17 protein-coding genes are annotated in these 17,221 nt (G+C 63.4%); 8 read left to right on the top strand and 9 right to left on the bottom strand.

The annotated features are described in order from the left end of the window. Window positions 1-45 precede the first annotated feature (45 nt). The gene (locus FJ954_RS01065) at window positions 46-1,545 is read right to left on the bottom strand and encodes an amidase (protein ID WP_140660136.1); all 1,500 of its coding nucleotides are present in this window, start codon (window positions 1,543-1,545) and stop codon (window positions 46-48) included. Between the two features lie 100 nt (window positions 1,546-1,645). Next, the gene (locus FJ954_RS01060) at window positions 1,646-2,077 is read right to left on the bottom strand and encodes an SgcJ/EcaC family oxidoreductase (RefSeq protein WP_015314408.1); all 432 of its coding nucleotides are present in this window, start codon (window positions 2,075-2,077) and stop codon (window positions 1,646-1,648) included. A 181-nt stretch (window positions 2,078-2,258) separates the two neighbouring features. Here FJ954_RS01060 and FJ954_RS01055 point away from each other — a divergent pair, with 181 nt between their 5' ends. The 4 genes from FJ954_RS01055 to msrB all read left to right on the top strand — a co-directional run bounded on the left by FJ954_RS01055 (window position 2,259) and on the right by msrB (window position 5,023). After that, the gene (locus FJ954_RS01055) at window positions 2,259-2,798 is read left to right on the top strand and encodes a sigma-70 family RNA polymerase sigma factor (protein ID WP_140615195.1); all 540 of its coding nucleotides are present in this window, start codon (window positions 2,259-2,261) and stop codon (window positions 2,796-2,798) included. Continuing rightward, window positions 2,795-3,517, top strand: a complete 723-nt coding sequence (locus FJ954_RS01050) for an anti-sigma factor (protein ID WP_140660496.1) — start codon at window positions 2,795-2,797, stop codon at window positions 3,515-3,517. Before FJ954_RS01055 ends, FJ954_RS01050 begins: the two co-directional genes overlap by 4 nt. Window positions 3,518-3,739: 222 nt before the next feature. Then, on the top strand, window positions 3,740-4,297 hold the full coding sequence (locus FJ954_RS01045) for a fasciclin domain-containing protein (RefSeq protein ID WP_140660135.1): 558 nt from the start codon (window positions 3,740-3,742) through the stop codon (window positions 4,295-4,297). 222 nt (window positions 4,298-4,519) lie between these two features. Beyond that, on the top strand, window positions 4,520-5,023 hold the full coding sequence (msrB, locus tag FJ954_RS01040; RefSeq protein WP_140660134.1) for a peptide-methionine (R)-S-oxide reductase MsrB: 504 nt from the start codon (window positions 4,520-4,522) through the stop codon (window positions 5,021-5,023). A 118-nt stretch (window positions 5,024-5,141) separates the two neighbouring features. On the opposite strand, the gene FJ954_RS01035 is transcribed toward msrB, so the two are convergent. Both FJ954_RS01035 and FJ954_RS01030 read right to left on the bottom strand, forming a co-directional pair. After that, window positions 5,142-6,698, bottom strand: a complete 1,557-nt coding sequence (locus FJ954_RS01035) for a DHA2 family efflux MFS transporter permease subunit (protein ID WP_246681015.1) — start codon at window positions 6,696-6,698, stop codon at window positions 5,142-5,144. A 124-nt stretch (window positions 6,699-6,822) separates the two neighbouring features. After that, window positions 6,823-8,010 carry an HlyD family secretion protein gene (locus FJ954_RS01030; RefSeq protein WP_140660132.1) on the bottom strand — a complete coding sequence of 396 codons (1,188 nt, stop codon included), beginning with the start codon at window positions 8,008-8,010 and terminating at the stop codon, window positions 6,823-6,825. 127 nt (window positions 8,011-8,137) lie between these two features. On the opposite strand from FJ954_RS01030, the gene FJ954_RS01025 reads away from it, so the two are divergent. After that, a complete protein-coding gene (locus FJ954_RS01025) occupies window positions 8,138-8,872 on the top strand; it encodes a TetR/AcrR family transcriptional regulator (RefSeq protein ID WP_140615188.1) in 735 nt (244 codons plus the stop codon). Between the two features lie 95 nt (window positions 8,873-8,967). Here the strand turns inward: FJ954_RS01025 and yihA are convergent, their stop codons facing one another. From yihA to FJ954_RS01010, 3 genes are all read right to left on the bottom strand, one after another. Further along, a complete protein-coding gene (yihA, locus tag FJ954_RS01020; RefSeq protein WP_140660131.1) occupies window positions 8,968-9,627 on the bottom strand; it encodes a ribosome biogenesis GTP-binding protein YihA/YsxC in 660 nt (219 codons plus the stop codon). Continuing rightward, entirely contained in the window at window positions 9,624-10,262 is a 639-nt protein-coding gene (locus tag FJ954_RS01015; RefSeq protein ID WP_181173996.1) for a CatB-related O-acetyltransferase, read from the bottom strand. Before FJ954_RS01015 ends, yihA begins: the two co-directional genes overlap by 4 nt. Window positions 10,263-10,384: 122 nt before the next feature. Continuing rightward, window positions 10,385-10,759 (bottom strand): hypothetical protein, encoded by a 375-nt coding sequence (locus FJ954_RS01010; protein WP_224622863.1) that lies wholly within the window; start codon window positions 10,757-10,759, stop codon window positions 10,385-10,387. A gap of 116 nt (window positions 10,760-10,875) precedes the next feature. Here FJ954_RS01010 and FJ954_RS01005 point away from each other — a divergent pair, with 116 nt between their 5' ends. Genes FJ954_RS01005 through FJ954_RS00995 form a run of 3 tightly spaced genes read left to right on the top strand, consistent with a single transcriptional unit; the run spans window position 10,876 to window position 14,169 of the window. Further along, the gene (locus FJ954_RS01005; protein WP_140660130.1) at window positions 10,876-11,340 is read left to right on the top strand and encodes a MarR family transcriptional regulator; all 465 of its coding nucleotides are present in this window, start codon (window positions 10,876-10,878) and stop codon (window positions 11,338-11,340) included. Next, complete coding sequence (locus FJ954_RS01000) at window positions 11,333-12,625, top strand: HlyD family secretion protein (RefSeq protein WP_140660129.1); 1,293 nt, start codon at window positions 11,333-11,335, stop codon at window positions 12,623-12,625. Before FJ954_RS01005 ends, FJ954_RS01000 begins: the two co-directional genes overlap by 8 nt. Continuing rightward, complete coding sequence (locus FJ954_RS00995; RefSeq protein WP_140660128.1) at window positions 12,622-14,169, top strand: DHA2 family efflux MFS transporter permease subunit; 1,548 nt, start codon at window positions 12,622-12,624, stop codon at window positions 14,167-14,169. The genes FJ954_RS01000 and FJ954_RS00995 overlap by 4 nt, the downstream gene beginning before the upstream one ends. 207 nt (window positions 14,170-14,376) lie before the next feature. On the opposite strand, the gene FJ954_RS00990 is transcribed toward FJ954_RS00995, so the two are convergent. Both FJ954_RS00990 and FJ954_RS00985 read right to left on the bottom strand, forming a co-directional pair. Then, complete coding sequence (locus FJ954_RS00990) at window positions 14,377-14,937, bottom strand: fasciclin domain-containing protein (protein ID WP_140615178.1); 561 nt, start codon at window positions 14,935-14,937, stop codon at window positions 14,377-14,379. Window positions 14,938-15,149: 212 nt separating this feature from the next. After that, a complete protein-coding gene (locus tag FJ954_RS00985) occupies window positions 15,150-17,120 on the bottom strand; it encodes a protein-L-isoaspartate(D-aspartate) O-methyltransferase (RefSeq protein ID WP_140660127.1) in 1,971 nt (656 codons plus the stop codon). Window positions 17,121-17,221: the final 101 nt, after the last annotated feature.

Below are 17,221 nucleotides of genomic sequence, written 5' to 3'. Positions count from 1 at the left end.
GCGAGCCGCAAATGGCATTGCTGTCATAGTCGGTTCACGGTGTCGTCATTGTGACGGCACCATCAGCGGCGCCCGCCGCGTCAGCCAGCCCGAGATTTTCTCCATCTGCGCGGCGAGCGACAAAAGCGTTTCCTCGTCGCCCGGCCGGCCGGCGGCCTGGATGCCGAGCGGCAGGCCGGCGTCCGTGACATGGACGGGGAGCGCGATCGACGGCTGGCCGCTGACATTGTGGATCGCCGGCCAATGCGTGAACCAAAGGCTCCTGTCCATCAACTGGCCGAACAGCGGTTTGATCCTGAGCAGCGCGGTGAGGTGCAGCTTGTCGAGCAGGTTTTCGATCAGTTCGTCGGCGCCTTTCGGATCCATGGCGCCGCAGGCGAGCGGCGGGTGCGCGATAACAGGCATCAGAACCGCGTCATAGCGCGCGGTCTCCGTGATCAGTTGCCTCGAGGTGGCATGCAGGCGCTGCAGGCCGGCATAGGTTTCGCCGGCCGAGATCATCTCGCCCAACCGGCCAAGCACGCGCGTGGCGCGCTCGATGTCGCCCGTCACCGAGCGGCCGACGCGCAGCGCTTCACCCCGCAACGAGCCGGCGACGGCGGAGGCGACCGTTGTGCAGAAATCGGCGAAGAAATCGCGGCCGATAAAAGGCAGATCGATGTCCTCGACCGAATGGCCGCCCTCGCGGGCGAGTGCCACGGCAATGTCGAGCGCCTTCAGCGTCTCGGCCGAAATTGGCAAGCCCAGCGGCGACTTGCGGTACACCGCCAGCGTGAGCTTGCCGGGATCCCGCGCGGCAGCGGCGGCGAACGAGCTTTTTGGCGGGCGCGCGGCATAAGGCGCGAGCGTATCGGGACCATGGGTGAGGTCGAGCAGCAGCGCGCAGTCGCGCACCGAGCGAGTGACGGTGTGATCGACGACCATGCCGTACCAGCTTTCGCTCACCAGTGGGGACAACGGGACACGGCCGCGCGAGGTCTTGAGGCCGACAAGGCCGCTGCAGGCAGAAGGCACGCGGATCGAGCCGCCGCCATCCGACGCATGCGCCACCGGCACGACGCCGGCGGCAACCAGGGCTGCCGAACCGCCCGACGAGCCGCCGGTGGTGTGGCCGGTATTCCAGGGATTGCGGGTGACGCCAAAGGCCTTGGATTCCGTCATCAGCCGCAGCCCGTGCTCGGGTGACGTCGAGGTGACGATCGGAATCAGCCCGGCGGCGAGATAGCGTTCGGTCATCACCGAGTTGAAATCGGGCACCCAGGCCGGAATGCGGCTGCCGCCATGCGAGGGCACGCCCTTGATGGCGATGCCGAGATCCTTGATGGCGAAGGGGACCCCAGCCAGCGGCAGCGAACGGTCGATGCTCTTTGCCCGGGTCCGTGCCGCCTCGTAGAGCGGCTCGGCCGTGGCATTGATTTCGGGGCGGGTGGCCTCGGCACGGGCGATCGCCGCTTCGGTCAACTCGATCGCCGATAGTTCGCCCCTGCGCACCAGACCGGCAAGGCCGGTTGCGTCTTCTTCCCAAAGGATTCGTTCGACCGACATGTGCGCTCCCCCATTGCTGCCAAGCTAGTCAGCGGCAATTCCCTTGGCAATCCAGGCTGATAGTGTCTCAGTTTGGAGTTTGGCGGCGACTTTTAAACGGCTATCTCCCGGCGTTGGAAGGGGGCGCAATCGCCCCCGGAACAATGTCGGTGTTTTGGGCAACCTTTATCCGCCAGCCCGACTGTTCTTCCTTCAAAACCAGAAGCAGAATGCCTTCTCGTTTTCCGGCGGATGAGCCGTCCGGAGCGGATGCGCCGGTCAGGATCCATGAATAATGCACCGATGCAATGCCGGAAGACAATTCAACAACTGACGAGACAACACCCTTCAATCGGCTGTCACGAAACATGGTTTCATGAGTTGCGCGGTGCGCCCTTTCGATCTCGGTGCGGTTCTTCCACCACATGCCCACGACATTGACGAAATTGGCGTCGTCGGCGAACAACGCCGCGAAGTCGTTCATATCGTGTCTATTCCAGGCATCGGCAAAGGCAGTGGCGACATCCTCAGGTTTGGCGAGCACCAATCCCATGACAAATCTCCCTTGCTTCGGCTGAAGCGTAGCATGTCGGGGGAAGCGCCTCAAACGCGATTGCCAGCTTTTGACTTCAAACCGGGACACTGTCTCGGGGCAGGTGTGCGGACGCCGAACTTTAGGTGCACAGCATATTTCCGGCGTTGCAAATACAGCCCAATTGCCTAATTTGGCGCGCATGACGCCGCAGGACATTACCAAGCTGATCGTCCGGACTTCGATGAAAGATCGGGCAGCGTTCGATCTGCTTTACCGGCACACCAGTGCGAAACTTTTCGGCGTATGCCTTCGTGTATTGAACGACCGGGGAGATGCTGAAGAAGCGCTGCAGGAAGTCTTCGTCAAGATATGGACGAAGGCGGATCGCTTTGCTGTCTCCGATCTGAGCCCGATCTCCTGGCTGGTGGCAATCGCGCGCAATCATGCGATCGATCGCATCCGAGCGCGGCGCAAGCCTGCCGCCGATATCGATGCCGCGCTCGACGTGGCCGATCCGGCGCCGGGACCTGAAGCGATGGTGGTGGCGGGCGACGAGACCGAGCGGATCCATCATTGTCTCGATGAGTTGGAGAAAGACCGGGCGGCGGCCGTCCGGGGCGCTTATCTCAAGGGCGAAAGCTATGCCGAACTGGCGGAACGCCACGGCGTGCCGTTGAACACGATGCGCACCTGGCTGCGCCGCAGCCTGATGAAACTCAGGGAATGTCTGGAAAGATGACGCTGGCAGAGGACAACGGACCGGAACGTGGAGGCGACGACCTGTTCGCCGCCGAATACGTTCTTGGCGTGCTGCCGGTCGAAGAGCGGCAGATAGCCTCCAGGCGCATCGACGCCGAGACCGATTTCGCGCGGCTGGTCGACGGCTGGGAAGTTCGCCTGTCGCCGCTGGGCGCGGCCTATCTTGAAATCGAGCCGCCGGCTTCGGTGAAGCTGGCGATCGACCGCCGGTTGTTTTCATCCGCCGCCACCACGCCTGCCGAGCCACGCGCCGGCCTGTGGTCCAGCCTCGCCTTCTGGCGCGGCCTTGCGGTGGCGGCTGTTGCCGCGCTGGCGCTCTACGTCGCCGTCCCCTATGTCAATCGGCCGGTTGAACAGCCGCAGGCGCGACTCGTCGCTTCGCTGGCCGCCGACGGCAGTGACGTCAAGTATCTCGCCGTCTATGATTCCGAACGGCATGAAGTCAGCCTTTCGCATGTTTCCGGCGCGCTCGCCGCCGGCAAGGACTTCGAACTCTGGATGATCGAGGGCAAGAACGCGCCGGTCTCGATGGGCGTCATCCCGGTTGGTGCGACGGCGCATATTGGCGTCTCGCCCACCACGCAGCGGAAACTCGCGCAGGGCGCCGTGCTGGCCGTCAGCCTCGAACCCGCCGGCGGTTCGCCGACCGGGCAGCCCACCGGGCCGGTGGTTGCCGCGGGCGATTTGAAGCGCATCTGACCGAGCCTTCGCACTGGCGGCGCCTGGATAGAACAGGCTCAGTCTATCTCCGTTCCATATGTCTAAATGGACCGGTAGCCGGCGAATTGCCAAGGCAGAAAATACTTCCACAGTGAAAATAAATCAAAAATCCGCGAAATATTCTGAAACTCACGCATCTGTGTTTCGTATCTCCTCGCGCCCCCAAAAATGGGAAGAGAAAACCCGAGGAGTTTTGATACAATGCGTAGATTCGTCACATTTTTGTTCGCCGGTACGATCGCTGTTTCCGCGCTTGCCACGGCTGCTTATGCTGAAAACCCGATGGTCGGCGGCGCCGCCATGTTTGCCAACAAGACCATCGTCGACAATGCCGTCAATTCGAAGGATCACACGACGCTGGTCGCCGCCGTCAAGGCGGCCGGACTTGTCGAGACCCTGCAGGGCGCCGGTCCGTTCACCGTCTTCGCGCCGACCAACGAAGCCTTCGCCGCGTTGCCGGCCGGCACGGTCGAGACGCTGCTCAAGCCCGAGAACAAGGACAAGCTCGTCAAGATCCTGACCTGCCATGTGATCGGCGCCAAGGCGATGGCGGCGGATGTGATGTCCATGGCCAAGGCCGATGGCGGCACGCACAAGGTCAAGACGGTCGGCGGCTGCGAGCTGTCGCTGAAGGCCGACGGTGGCAAGGTCACCGTCACCGACGAGAACGGCAATGTCGCCAATGTGACCATCGCCGATGTCGAACAGTCCAACGGCGTCATCCACGTCATCGACAAGGTCCTGCTCCCGAAGATGTGATCGGGAAGATGTAACGAGGCGCTTGTCGCGGACGAACCTGCTGCAAGAGCTCTCCGTCGATCGCGCCGTCTCGCTCCCGTGATCCGCAATCGACGCGCGTGCTACGCGCCGTCCACGATCGAAAGTGGACGGCGCGGAGTGTCGTTTGGGGCAACCGTCACCGGCTTTTGACTTTCGGGCGGCGGCATAGTTTGGCAAAACAGACGACAGGAGGAACTGGTCATGAACCGTCGCGACTTTCTTTTGAGCGGTGCCGCCGCTATCGGCGTCATCGGGGCCGCGGCAGCAATGCTGCGCATGGGTAGCCCGCAGGCCGCGCAGGCCGCCGAAAAATTCGAGGTCGCCAAGACCGAGGACGAGTGGAAAGCCATCCTGTCGCCGGCCGCCTTCAACGTGCTGCGCAAGGAAGGCACCGAATATCCAGGCACCAGCCCGCTGCTCAACGAACACCGCAAGGGCATCTTCGCCTGCGCCGGCTGCGACCTGCCGGTCTATCCCTCTGAGACGAAGTTCGATTCCGGCACCGGCTGGCCGAGTTTCTGGCAAGAGATCGCCAATGGCATCGGCAAGACCGAGGACCGGTCGCTGGGCATGACCCGCACCGAAGTGCATTGCCGCCGCTGCGGAGGTCATCTCGGCCATGTCTTCGATGACGGTCCGGCGCCGACCGGCCTGCGTCACTGCATCAATGGGGTGGCGCTGACCTTCAAGCCCGCCACCGCCTGAGGACCCAAAGGCAATAAAAAAACTCCGGGCTTTGCGGCCCGGAGTTTTTTGCGTGGGTCGGAGCTTTCGGGCGTGGACTGGAGGAGCTTCCCGAAAACCGCTGCCACGATTCCTTGCTTCAGTGCCCGCCGCCTCCGCCGCCACCGGGCGCGGCCGGCTTCCTGATCAGCATGGTGAAGAACCCCAGCGTCCCGAACAGCACCGTCAGCAGATAGAACACATCCATGAAGGACAGCAGCGCCGCCTGCTGGTGGACCATGCCCGACAGCTTGGAGATCGCGGCACTGGTGGCGTCGAGGCCGGTGGTCTGCTCGAAATTGAGCGTCATGTTCTGCAGCTTGGCCTGGGCGGCGGCACTGCCCCACTGCACATGCTCGGAGAGCCGGGCATAGTGGAAGGCATTGCGGTCGATCAGCACGGTGTTGATGAGGGCGAGGCCGACGGCGCCGCCGAGGTTGCGGGTCAGATTGAACAGTCCCGACGCATTCTTCAACCGGTCCGGCGGCAAGGTGCCGAGCGCGATGTTGTTGATAGGCACCATGCACAGCATCATCGAACAGCCGCGCAGGATCTGCGGGATGAGCAGCTCGTAAAAGTCCCAGTCGGCGGTCAGATGCGTCATCCACCAGGTGCCGGTGGCGAAGCCGAACAGGCCGATCATCATCATCAGCCGCAGGTCCATCTTGCTCGACAGGATGCCGGATATGGGCGCGGTGAGGAACATGGCCAGGCCGCTGACGAACAGCGCTTCGCCGATCATCATCGAATCGTAGCCGCGGATGCGTCCGAGGAAGACCGGATAGAGATAGGTCAGGCCATAGAGACCGATGCCGATGACGAAGGAAAACAGCGAGCCGAAGGCGAAGTTGATGTTGCTGAACGCCTTGAGGTCGACGATCGGCTCCTCGGCGGTGAAGACACGCCAGAAGAAGATCACCGCGCCGATGGTCATCACGATGGCGCAGATGAAGACGCCCTGGTCCTGCAGCCAGTCATTGTTCGGGCCTTCTTCAAGCACGTATTCCATACAGCCGAGGAAGGCCGCCATGCCGGCCAGGCCCCACCAGTCGAACTTCGAGAACAGCTTGAGATTGGGCTTGTCGAAATCGATCAGCGACCAGGCAGCGGTCGCCACCAGGATGCCCGGCACGACATTGACAAGGAACAGCCAGTGCCAGGAAAAAGCGTGGCTGATATAGCCGCCGACGGTCGGGCCGATGGTCGGCGCCAGTGTCGCCACCAGGCCGATCATCGGCGAGACGATGGCACGGCGCGAGGGCGGGAAGATGGTGAAGGCCGCGGCGAAAACGCTCGGGATCATGCCGCCGCCGATGAAGCCCTGCACGGCGCGGTAGACGATCATCTGGTCGATGTTGGTGGCGGTCGCGGCAAGGGCGCTCGCCGCGGTGAAGCCCGCCGCCGCGACGGTGAACAGCACGCGTGTCGACAGCATGCGGCTGAGGAAGCCCGACAGCGGGATCATGACCACCTCGGCGATCAGGTAGGCCGTCTGCACCCACGGGATCTCGTCGGAGCTGGCGCTGAGGCCGGCCTGGATCTCGGCCAGCGAGGCCGAAACGATCTGGATGTCGAGGATCGCCATGAACATGCCGAACACCATCGCCAGGAAAGCGATGACGCGGCGCGTCGAAATCGTGTCGGGGGCAGCCGGCATTGCCGGCGGCGATCCTGCGGTGATGGTTGCGGTTGCCATTTCCTGGCCCTCCTTGGGGCCTCGTTGAGGTAGGCCGGGCGGCTCGGTGCTTCAGTCAGCCACCAAGCCGCCCTCCGAAAAGCGATCAGTTACGGGTGGCGGCAGGCGCGGTACGGCTGTCGACGGCGATGACGACGCTCAGGCCCGCGCGCAGCTTGCCGGTCTTCAGCGCATCGGCCGGCACGTCGATGCGGACCGGGACGCGTTGCACCACCTTGGTGAAGTTGCCGGTGGCGTTTTCCGGCGGCAGCAGCGAGAACACCGCGCCCGAGGCCGGCGCCAGCGAGGAGACGGTTCCCTGGATGGGCTGGCCGTCGATGGCGTCGACCGAAATGTTGACCTTTTCGCCGGACACGAGCCTGGCAAGCTGCGTCTCCTTGAAGTTGGCGACGATGTAAAGCTTGTCCATAGGCACGACCACGGCGAGCTTCTGGCCGGGGCTGACCAGATCGCCCTGTTCGACGGAGCGGTTGCCGACGACGCCGTCATAAGGCGCCTTGAGCACCGTGAAGGAGAGGTCGCGCGCGGCCTTGTCGCGGCCGAGCTGCAGGGATGCCAGCGTGCTGGCGGATTCCGCGCGCTGTGCCTCGAGCACACCGATATTGGCCTGCGCGGCGGCGATCTGTGCGTCGGCGCCGACGAGCGCGGCATTGGCCTGGTCGAGCGCGGTCTGGGCGTCGTCCAGCTGTGCCTGCGTGCCGACATGGGTCTTGACCAGTTGCGCGGCGCGCTGCTGGGCCCGGCCGGCATTGTCGGCGGCGGCCCGATCGGCGACCTTCTGCGCCTGCGCCTGCTGAAGCGAGGCTTGCGCGGCCTTGGTCTGCGCGTCGATGCGGTCGAGCGTCTTGGCCAGCGTGGCGATCTGCGCCTCGGCCTGGGCGACGGCGATCTTGTAGTCGCCGGCGTCGATCGTCAGCAATGGATCGCCGGCCTTGACCTGCTGGTTCTCGCTGACGAGGACCTGGTCGACATAGCCCGAAATTTTTGGCGAGACGAACGCCATGTCGGCCTGGACATAGGCGTCGTCGGTGGAGATCATGAAGCGGCCCGTGGTCCAGTAGTCATAGCCATACCAGGCGCCGCCGCTCAGAAGGGCAAGGCCGATGATCGGCAGCAGGAAGGAGCGCACCGAGCGCTTTTTCTTGGCCGGCGCTTCCGCCGGCGGCGGTGCGACGACCGGCTGGAGGGGAATTTCCGGAGCTTCCGTCGCCGGCGCGACCTTGGCGTTGGGGAAAGGGCGGACTTCGGCTGATGTTGACGCGGTCGAGGACATGACATCTCTCTAAAGTTATAATACTGAACCGTTCGGTTCGATCAGGCCGTTGACATAGCGCGTAAAGAGGACCATATCAAGGGGCAATCGAACCGATTGGTTCGAATTATTTCGAGGTCCGACTTTTATGGTTGAGATTGTACGCAACAGCGAAACCGATCCGTGCGAAGACCTGCTGGACGGTCTGCGCCGCGGCCGCCCGGCCGCTGGACAGGACCCGGTCAAGCGCAGCCAGATCATCGATGGCGCCCGTCGTGTCTTCATCGAAAAGGGCTTCGAGGCCGCCTCGATGAACGACATCACCCGCGAGGCCGGGGTCTCGAAGGGCACCATCTACGTCTACTTTGCCAACAAGGAAGAGCTGTTCGAAGCGCTGATCGAGGAAGAGCGCGGCACCATCTTCAAGAACATGTACGACATGCTCGACCGCGCCGACGACTTGCGCCAGACGCTGGTGAAGTTCGGCAAGGTTCTGTCGATGAAGATCACCTCGGCCAGGGTCATCCAGGCGCAACGCACGGTGATCGGCGCCTCCGACAGAATACCCGATATGGGCGCGCGCTTTTACGAACGCGGACCCAAGCGCGGCCATGACAAGGTGGTGACGTTCCTCAACGCCGCCATCGAGCGCGGCTTGCTCGAGATCGACGATGTCGACCTCGCCGCCTATCAGTTCACCGAACTGTGCCTGGCCGGTCTTTTCCGGCAGTGCATCTTCGCCTATCGCACCAAGGCCCCGACCCAGGACGAGATCGACCACATCGTCAGGTCGGGCGTCAACATGTTCCTGAAGGCCTACGGCACCGAAAGGCTGGCAGAGGAAGAAAGCCACGAGATGATTGCAATCGAGGCGAAACCTTAGAAGCAATCCAGGAAATTGCGTGCAGGTTTCCGTCCGAATGCGAGAAAACAGGGAGATAGAGCTGCCCGTTCTGATGGCCGACCTATCCCAGCTTTTTACCCGCCATTGGCGGCGAGCACGATCGCGGCCTGCAATTCCTCCAGGCCTTCGCCTTTTTCCGATGACGTCGCCAGCACGAACGGGAACGCCGCGGGACGCTTCTTGATCTTGGCTAGCGTCTCCTCGATCAGCCGCGGCACGCCGGCGGCCTTGATCTTGTCGGTCTTGGTCAGCACGATCTGGTAGGACACCGCCGCCTTATCGAGCAGCGACAGCACTCCGTCGTCCTTGGCCTTGATGCCGTGGCGGGCATCGATCAGCACATAGACCCGCTTCAGCGTGACCCGGCCCTTGAGATAGTCGAAGACCAGCTTGGTCCACTCGTCCACCTTCTCCTTGGGCGCGGTGGCATAGCCGTAGCCCGGCATGTCGACCAGCGCCATTGGCGGCAGGTCGGTGCCCTCGCCCGAAAATCCATCCGGCACGAAATAGTTGAGCTCCTGCGTGCGCCCTGGCGTATTGGAGGTGCGCGCCAGGCCCTTCTGGTTGACCAGCGCATTGATCAGCGACGACTTGCCGACATTGGAGCGGCCGGCGAAGGCGATCTCGGGCGGCCCTTCCGGCGGCAGGAACTTCATGGCCGGCACGCCGCGGATGAAGATCCACCCGCGCGTGAACAGGTCGGTGCCGATCGCGGTGCTGTTGGGAACGTTCAAGCTGCTGCCTCCAGAAGAGAAATATCGGCGCCCCTGATGGCGTCGAGGTTGCGGCCGATCTTGTCCACCGGCCAATCCCACCATGCCACCGCCAGCAGCCGCCGGACCGTCCTGTCGTCGAAACGCATCTTGACCACTTTCGCGGCGTTGCCGGCGACGATCGCATAGGGCGGCACATCGTGCGTCACCACCGATTTGGCGGCGACGATGGCGCCATGCCCGATTTCCACGCCGGGCAGGATCACAGCCTCCATGCCGATCCAGACATCGCTGCCGACCATTGTGTCGCCGCGCACTTCCTTCGACCACGTGGCTGGGTCAAAACCGTTTTCCCAGCCATGACCGAAGATGTTGAACGGATAGGTTGAAAAGCCGGACATCGCGTGGTTGGCGCCATTCATGATGAAGCGCGCGCCTTCGGCTATGGCGCAGAACTTGCCGATGATGAGCTTGTCGCCGATGAAGGGATAGTGATGCAGCACGCATTTTTCGGCGAACTTGTCCGGCCCGTCGGGGTCGTCATAATAGGTGAAGTCGCCGATCTCGATATTCGGCACTGTCACCAGAGGCTTCAGGAAGCCGACGCGTGTGTGCATCGGGATCGGGTGCTTGATGCCGGGGTTGGGTCCGTCCATGTCGAAGTCCGTCCAGGAATTGATAGCCACGCCGATCCGCAATCCGCGCGCCTGGTCAAAATAACGTGATCCGCCCTATAGCACCAATCGGCTGACGAGCGAGCCTTCCTTGCTCGCCATGCTCATTTGTCGCCGCGGCAGATCACGATCGGATTGGACAGCGCGCTGTCGAACCCACTGCCCTGATACACCTGCACGTTCGACGCTCCGGGCGGCAGCATGAAGCTGCCTTCGACGACTTTTTGATCGCCCGCCATCGTGTGTAGATCCCAGCTAAACGTGCAGAACTGCGGCGGCGCCTTGGATTCGACGTGGCTGCAATTGAGCTGTGCGCCGCCCAGCATGGCGGCGCCGCCACAACTGACCGCATCCTTGGCAGCCGCGGCGCCGGGGCACCCAATGAGAGCCGTGACGGCCGCGATCCCAATCCAATTCATCGCCAAATCCTTGCCGGCAAATCCACATCGCCAGGCGGCCTTTGCGGTGCCGTGGACCATGCGTTTTTTCCTGCCCGAGGCTTAATCGGTCTTGCGCGGCGCGTCCAGCGGGATTATGTGCATGATGATAATAAGCATGCTCACGAAAAATTGTCCATCGATCCCGATCTCCTGCCATGCCCTCTTCCCCCAATATCAGCTTCGTGCTGCACGACGTTGCGCGCCTGCTTCGCAAGCGGTTCGAGCAGCGGTCGCGCGCTTCGGGGCTGACCCGCGCCCAGTGGCAGGTGCTGGCGTACCTTTCACTGCATGAGGGCATCCACCAGAACAAGCTCGCCGACCTTATCGAGATCGTGCCGATCACGCTCGCCCGGCTGCTCGACAAGATGGAGGCGCGCGGCTTTATCGAGCGCCGGCCCGATCCCGCCGACCGCAGGGCTTGGCTGCTTTACCTGAAGCCGCAGGCCCGTCCGCTGCTCGAGATCATGCGCGGCAACGGCCAGAAAACTCGAGACGAGGCCTTCGCCGGCCTTTCGCCTGAGACACAGCAGCGTCTGCTGCAAACCCTAAGCTTGATCAAATCCAATCTGCTCGCGGCTTGCACCCAGCCGGCCGTCGACCGGGAGAAAATACATGGCTGAATCAACATATCCCAAAAAGCCCGCTGGAGACGAGACGCCATCGGGTCGAAGCGACCAGATCATCCAGCTCGACAATGAGCGGGAGCAGCGGCGGGCCAACGTCGTCATCGACAATGACGAGCTGGAAACGCCGGCCGCCCTGGAGCCTGCGGCACTCGAGGCTCCGGCCAAGGAGCCGCAGCCACGGCAGGCCCCCGCCGCCGTCGCCCCTCCTGTTCCGGCCAAACCGAAGCGCAGCCTGACACGGCCGGTCCTTTTTGCCCTGCTTCCGGTCGCGCTCGTCGTCGGTGGCTATTACTACGTCACCGGCGGCCAGATCATGACGACCGACAATGCCTATATCCAGGCCCAGTCGCTCGGCGTCTCCACTGACGTCTCCGGCACGGTGCAGGAGATCGACGTGCATGAGAACCAGGCCGTGAAGAAGGGCGACGTGCTGTTTCGCCTGCGTCCGGCCTCCTTCGAGACCGCTCTCGCCGCCGCCCAGGCCCAGCTCGGCACCGTGCGCAACCAGGTGCTGACCCTGGAGGCGAGCTACCAGCAGTCGCTGTCGCAGATCGAGCAGGCGCAAGCCGACATCCCCTATTATGAGGCCGCCTTCCAGCGGCAGCAGGATCTGCTCAAGACCTCCACCGCCTCGAAGGCGTCTTTCGACAGCGCCCAGCACGACCTCGTCGCCGCGCGCCAGAAAGTGTCCGTCGCCAAGGCGCAGGCGCAGGCCACGCTGGCCCAGCTCGGCGGCGACGCCAACCAGCCGGTGGAGAAGAACCCCTTCTACCTGCAGGCCAAGTCGGGCGTCGACGATGCGAAGCGCAACCTCGGCGATTCCGTGGTCAAGGCGCCGTTCGACGGCATCGTCACCAATGTCGACGCACTGCAGGTCGGCAAGTACCTGCCGGCTTCGCAGCCGGCGTTCAGCCTGGTCTCGTCGACCGACCTGTGGATCGCGGCCGAGCCGAAGGAAACCGAGCTGACCTATGTCAGGCCGGGGCAGACGGCGACGATCAGCGTCGACACCTATCCGGGCGCCGTGTGGCACGGCACCGTTGCCTCGATCAGCCCCGCCTCTTCGTCGAGCTTCTCGCTGCTGCCGGCGCAGAACACCACCGGCAATTGGGTCAAGGTCGTGCAGCGCATCCCGATGCGCGTGACGATCGATGGTATCGACGGCAAGCCGCCGTTGCGCGGCGGCATGAGCGCGGTGGTCGACGTCGAGACGGGCCATGCACGCGGCCTGCCGGACTTCGTCACCAATCTCATCGGCCTGTTCGGACAAAAGTCATGACCAGCGCGTCCGCGACAGCTGCCACGCCGGTGGTCGCCAATCGCGGCGCTATCACCGCCTGCGTGATCCTGGCCGTCATCATGCAGGCGCTGGACACCACCATCGCCAATGTCGCGCTGCCCTACATCCAGGGCAGCGTCTCGGCCAGCGCCGACCAGATCAACTGGGTTCTGACCTCCTACATCGTGGCGGCGGCGGTGATGACGCCGCCCTCGGGCTATCTCGCCAACCGCTTCGGCCGCAAGCGCATCCTCCTGACCTCGATCACCGGCTTCGTCGTCGCCTCGGTGCTGTGCGGCTTCGCGCAGTCGCTGCCGCAAATCGTCGGCTTTCGCCTGCTGCAAGGCCTGTTCGGCGCGGCCCTGGTGCCGCTCTCGCAGAGTATCCTGCTTGACATCTACAGTGTGGAAGAGCGCGGCTCCGCCATGGCGCTGTTCGGCATTTCGGTGATGGTCGGGCCGGTGCTGGGACCGGTCATCGGCGGCTGGCTGACCGAAAATGTCAGCTGGCGCTGGGTGTTCTACATCAACGTGCCGATCGGCGCCTTGGCCTTCGCCGGCGTGTCGCTGTACGTCCTGGAAACCAAGCTGGACTTCAAGGCGAGGCTGGATTGGCTGGGTTTCGGCATGCTCAGCATCACTATCGCCGCCTTGCAGATGTTTCTCGATCGCGGCGAGCAGCTCAACTGGTTCTCGTCATCCGAGATCATCGTCGAGGCGGTGATCTGCGCATCGGCCTTCTACATCTTCCTCGTCCACACCTTCACCGCCCGCAACACCTTCGTCAATCCGAGGCTGTTCCTGGACCGGAATTTCGCCGTCGGCATGATCTTCATCTTCATCATCGGCATCACCTACTTGGCCTCGCTGGCGCTGATGACGCCCTATCTGCAGACGCTGATGGGTTACCCCGTGGTGACGGCCGGCATCGTCATGGGGCCGCGCGGGCTTGGCACGATGGCCTGCATGTTCCTGGTCGGCCGGCTGATCGGCAAGGTCGACACGCGCTGGCTGCTGCTCATCGGCCTGCTGATCACCGCCTGGGCGATGTACGACATGACCGGCTGGACGCCCGACGTTTCGCAATGGACCATCATCTCCACCGGGTTCATCCAGGGGGCGGGGCTCGGCTTCCTGTTCGTGCCGCTGACCACCATAACCTTCGCCACGCTGGCGCCGGAGCGGCGCGCGGAAGGCACCGGCCTCTACAATCTGTCGCGCAACATAGGCTCCAGTGTCGGCATATCGGTGGTCACCGCGCTCCTGACGCAGAATGTGCAGATCAACCACGCCAGCATCGCCACCTATGTGACGCCCTTCAACCAGGCGTTCAACGATCCGGCGATCTTCCAGGCGATGAACCCCTACACCGCCGCCGGCCGCGCCGCGCTCGACGGCGTGGTGACGCTGCAGGCGACCGTTATCAGCTACATGAACGACTTCAAGCTGATGATGCTCCTGTCGCTGGCCGCCATCCCGCTGGTGCTCCTGCTGCGCAAACCGGGAACGCCGGCCAAGATCGACCACAGCGCCGTCATGGAGTGAGGCGGTGGAAGCGGTCGGAAGTTGAGCGCCGCTGACGCCCATTCGCCCTCACAGGACGCAAAAAGAAACCGGGGTCCTGTGAGGGACGACAGGACCCCGGCCTCGCCGATACGGCTTCCCAAGAAACATGGCACCTCGTCACGAGGCGGGGATGGCGGACCGAGAAAGCCCCAACGGCCTGCCAACGCCCCCTTTCGCCGGAAGCCGTTACTTCGGCAACAGCACCTTGTTGACGACGTGAATGACGCCGTTCGACTGGTTGACGTCGGCGATCGTCACCTTCGCCTCGCCTCCGGACTCGTCCATGATGTAGAGCTTGCCTTTCTTGATCTCGGCCGTGAGCGTGTCGCCCGAGACGGCCCTCATCTCGTATTTGCCGCCCATCGCCTTGGCCTTCTTCATCATCTCGGCACCTGAAATCTTGCCAGCCACGACATGCGCGGTCAGCACCTTGGTGAGCTTGTCCTTGTTCTCGGGCTTGAGCAGCGTATCGACGGTGCCGGCCGGCAGTGCGGCGAAAGCCTCGTTGGTCGGAGCAAACACGGTGAACGGACCCGCGCTTTGCAACGTGTCGACCAGGCCGGCGGCCTTGACGGCGGCGACCAGCGTCGTGTGATCCTTCGACTTGACCGCGTTCTGCACGATGTTCTTGGTGGCGTACATCGGCGCGCCGCCGACATTCGGGTTCTTGGCGTGGGCTGGGGCGGCAATCGCCATGCCGGCGACAAGGGCTGATACGGCGATGGTCCTGAATGTGGGCAAGCGCATGTGGTCTTCCTCCGGGTGAGGGCTGATCGGAATTGATAGCCTTTGGAAACGCACAGGCAGTCACGCCGCGCGAGTGCTCGCAGTTTCGCCGATCACGGGAACGTGAACGGAGCCCTGCTCAAAGAAATACCTGGACGAACCGGGCTTTTTCGACAGGCCGCGCGATTGCGGACAGGCCGACCCGTCAGGCGCTGGAAGTGAGTCCCGGACATTCAGATACCGAAGGGAAATGTATCCGGTACCTTGCCGATGCTGCCGGCCGGCTTGCTGAGCGGCGTGACCGCGGACGTTCGATCGAACCAGACGAAGGCGTCGAACTGGCGGGAGACGGACGAGTCCATGTAATGGCTGAGCCGTTCAGTCTCCGGCCTGTAGATGACGCCGATATAGCGTTCCGGCCTCGGCGCCGCCAGGTCGGCGCCGAGCTCGCCATGGCGCTCAAAATCCAGCAGGAACGACGGTTTGCCGCTCTCGTGACACAGCCGCTCGAAGCTGCCCGGCAGCGACGGATTTACGTCCTTTACCTCCATCTCACGGTCCCAATCCGAGGCACAGGCGACGGTACCGGTATCCGTCCCGAAGCCGATCAGCGCCGTCTGGGCACCGAAGCGCTCCCGGCAGAGCTGGCCGATGTTCAACTCGTCACGGACAGTGCCCATGTCGGTATGCCGCGCGTCCCCGATATGCGAGTTATGCGCCCACACCACGGCCTTCGACTTCGGCCCATGCGCTTCGAGAAGTTGATCGAGCGTTTCAAACATGTGCCGATCGCGGAGGTTCCAGGTCTCGGCGCCACCATAATACATCACGCGGTAGTAGCGCTCGGCCGATGCGACCAGACGTGCACTCTGCTTGGCGTCGAGGAGATCGCCGTCGCCCTCCATCATGGATCGCTCGAACAGATCCATGCACTGTCGCACAACGGCCTCTTCGCAGGTTCTGTAGCCCGGCCGCAGCGCCGCGCGTCCGTAGGTGCTGGGCTCGTTCTGCCAGGGCATCAGACAGCCATAGCGCTCGCGCGCGACGGCGGCCGCTTCGGGATCGACCTTGTCCAGATAGGCAAGCACCGTGGCGATCGAGCCGCTCATATTGTAGAGATCGAGCCCATAGAAGCCTGCTTTCCGCGCATGACCGGGCACATCCCGGTTGTATTCATGCAGCCAGCCGATGAATTCGGACACCTCGGCGTTGCGCCACATCCAGGTCGGGAAGCGCTGGAAGAGCGGCTGCGCATCCGACCGCCGCTCCCCTCCGCGAACATACCGGTTGATCTGCGCCGCATCCGGCCAATCCGCCTCGACGGCCACGATGGTGAAGCCGTGTCGCTGGAGGAGGCGTCGGGTGACAGCCGCACGGGCACGATAAAATTCCGAAGTGCCGTGGCTCGCCTCCCCGAGCAGGACGACGCGCCGGCTGCCGAACCGATCGAACATCGCGCCGAAGGCCGGATCGTCGATCTGCGGCAAATCTTCAGCCGCCCGCGCAATTTGCTGCGGCAATGGAGGAGCGCGCGCCTCGCGCACCGACGCGTTTTCGTCGTGCCAGCCATGCTCGCCGATCAGCGGTACGAACATGACACCACCGAGATCCTCCTCCTCGAACTTGTTTGCAGCGATCCGCGTGACGCGAACGAGCCGCTGGGAGTAGAGGTCTTCACCGACCGGGATGATCAGCCTGCCGCCGATCTCCAACTGCTCCTGCAAGCCGAGGGGGATGGACGTTCCGGCGGCCGCGACGACGATGGCGTCAAAGGGCGCCTTTTCCTGCCAGCCCTTCGTGCCGTCGCCGACCCTGACCTCGATATTTTGATAACCGGCGGCATTGAGCCGCCGCTCCGCCTGCTGCGCGAGCGATCGATGCCGCTCTATGGTGAAGACGTGTTCAGCAAGTTCGGCCAGCACGGCCGCCGCGTAGCCCGAGCCGGTGCCGATTTCCAGCACGCGATCGGTCGCCTCGATCTCGGCGATCTCCGCCATTTTCGCCACGATGAAGGGTTGCGAGATCGTCTGTCCGCTGCCGATCGGCAGCGGGCTGTCCTCATAGGCGAATTCCTCTAAACCCTCGTCGACGAATTGCTCTCGCGCAACCCGGCGTACCGCATTCAGAACCCGCCTGTCATGCACTCCACGGCGCGCGATGTGCGCCTCCACCATCCGATGCCTGGCGTGCTCGAAATCCAGCATGAGAGCCTCCAATCAGGCGATTGATCGGATCGACGTGATGTCATATCGAGAGCGAAGTCGTTTTCGGTGGCATTCGCTCTCCCGGCACCCCGGGCTCGGAC

Origin of the sequence: Mesorhizobium sp. B2-3-15 (genome assembly GCF_006442875.1) — a bacterium.
GTDB classification, from domain to species: Bacteria; Pseudomonadota; Alphaproteobacteria; order Rhizobiales; family Rhizobiaceae; genus Mesorhizobium; species Mesorhizobium australicum.
Note: the sequence above shows the minus strand (reverse complement) of the source record. Positions and strands in the feature narration are given on the sequence as shown.

Excerpts from the sequence above, each read along its gene's own strand:
- FJ954_RS01025 (WP_140615188.1), top strand. The coding sequence starts at position 8,138 with ATGGTTGAGATTGTACGCAACAGCGAAACCGATCCGTGCGAAGACCTG.
- FJ954_RS01015 (WP_181173996.1), bottom strand. The coding sequence starts at position 10,262 with ATGGACGGACCCAACCCCGGCATCAAGCACCCGATCCCGATGCACACA.
- FJ954_RS01000 (WP_140660129.1), top strand. The coding sequence starts at position 11,333 with ATGGCTGAATCAACATATCCCAAAAAGCCCGCTGGAGACGAGACGCCA.
- FJ954_RS01050 (WP_140660496.1), top strand. The coding sequence starts at position 2,795 with ATGACGCTGGCAGAGGACAACGGACCGGAACGTGGAGGCGACGACCTG.
- FJ954_RS00985 (WP_140660127.1), bottom strand. The coding sequence starts at position 17,120 with ATGCTGGATTTCGAGCACGCCAGGCATCGGATGGTGGAGGCGCACATC.
- FJ954_RS01005 (WP_140660130.1), top strand. The coding sequence starts at position 10,876 with ATGCCCTCTTCCCCCAATATCAGCTTCGTGCTGCACGACGTTGCGCGC.
- FJ954_RS01045 (WP_140660135.1), top strand. The coding sequence starts at position 3,740 with ATGCGTAGATTCGTCACATTTTTGTTCGCCGGTACGATCGCTGTTTCC.
- FJ954_RS00990 (WP_140615178.1), bottom strand. The coding sequence starts at position 14,937 with ATGCGCTTGCCCACATTCAGGACCATCGCCGTATCAGCCCTTGTCGCC.
- FJ954_RS01030 (WP_140660132.1), bottom strand. The coding sequence starts at position 8,010 with ATGTCCTCGACCGCGTCAACATCAGCCGAAGTCCGCCCTTTCCCCAAC.
- FJ954_RS01010 (WP_224622863.1), bottom strand. The coding sequence starts at position 10,759 with ATGGTCCACGGCACCGCAAAGGCCGCCTGGCGATGTGGATTTGCCGGC.
- FJ954_RS01065 (WP_140660136.1), bottom strand. The coding sequence starts at position 1,545 with ATGTCGGTCGAACGAATCCTTTGGGAAGAAGACGCAACCGGCCTTGCC.
- FJ954_RS00995 (WP_140660128.1), top strand. The coding sequence starts at position 12,622 with ATGACCAGCGCGTCCGCGACAGCTGCCACGCCGGTGGTCGCCAATCGC.
- FJ954_RS01060 (WP_015314408.1), bottom strand. The coding sequence starts at position 2,077 with ATGGGATTGGTGCTCGCCAAACCTGAGGATGTCGCCACTGCCTTTGCC.
- msrB (WP_140660134.1), top strand. The coding sequence starts at position 4,520 with ATGAACCGTCGCGACTTTCTTTTGAGCGGTGCCGCCGCTATCGGCGTC.
- FJ954_RS01035 (WP_246681015.1), bottom strand. The coding sequence starts at position 6,698 with ATGCCGGCTGCCCCCGACACGATTTCGACGCGCCGCGTCATCGCTTTC.
- FJ954_RS01055 (WP_140615195.1), top strand. The coding sequence starts at position 2,259 with ATGACGCCGCAGGACATTACCAAGCTGATCGTCCGGACTTCGATGAAA.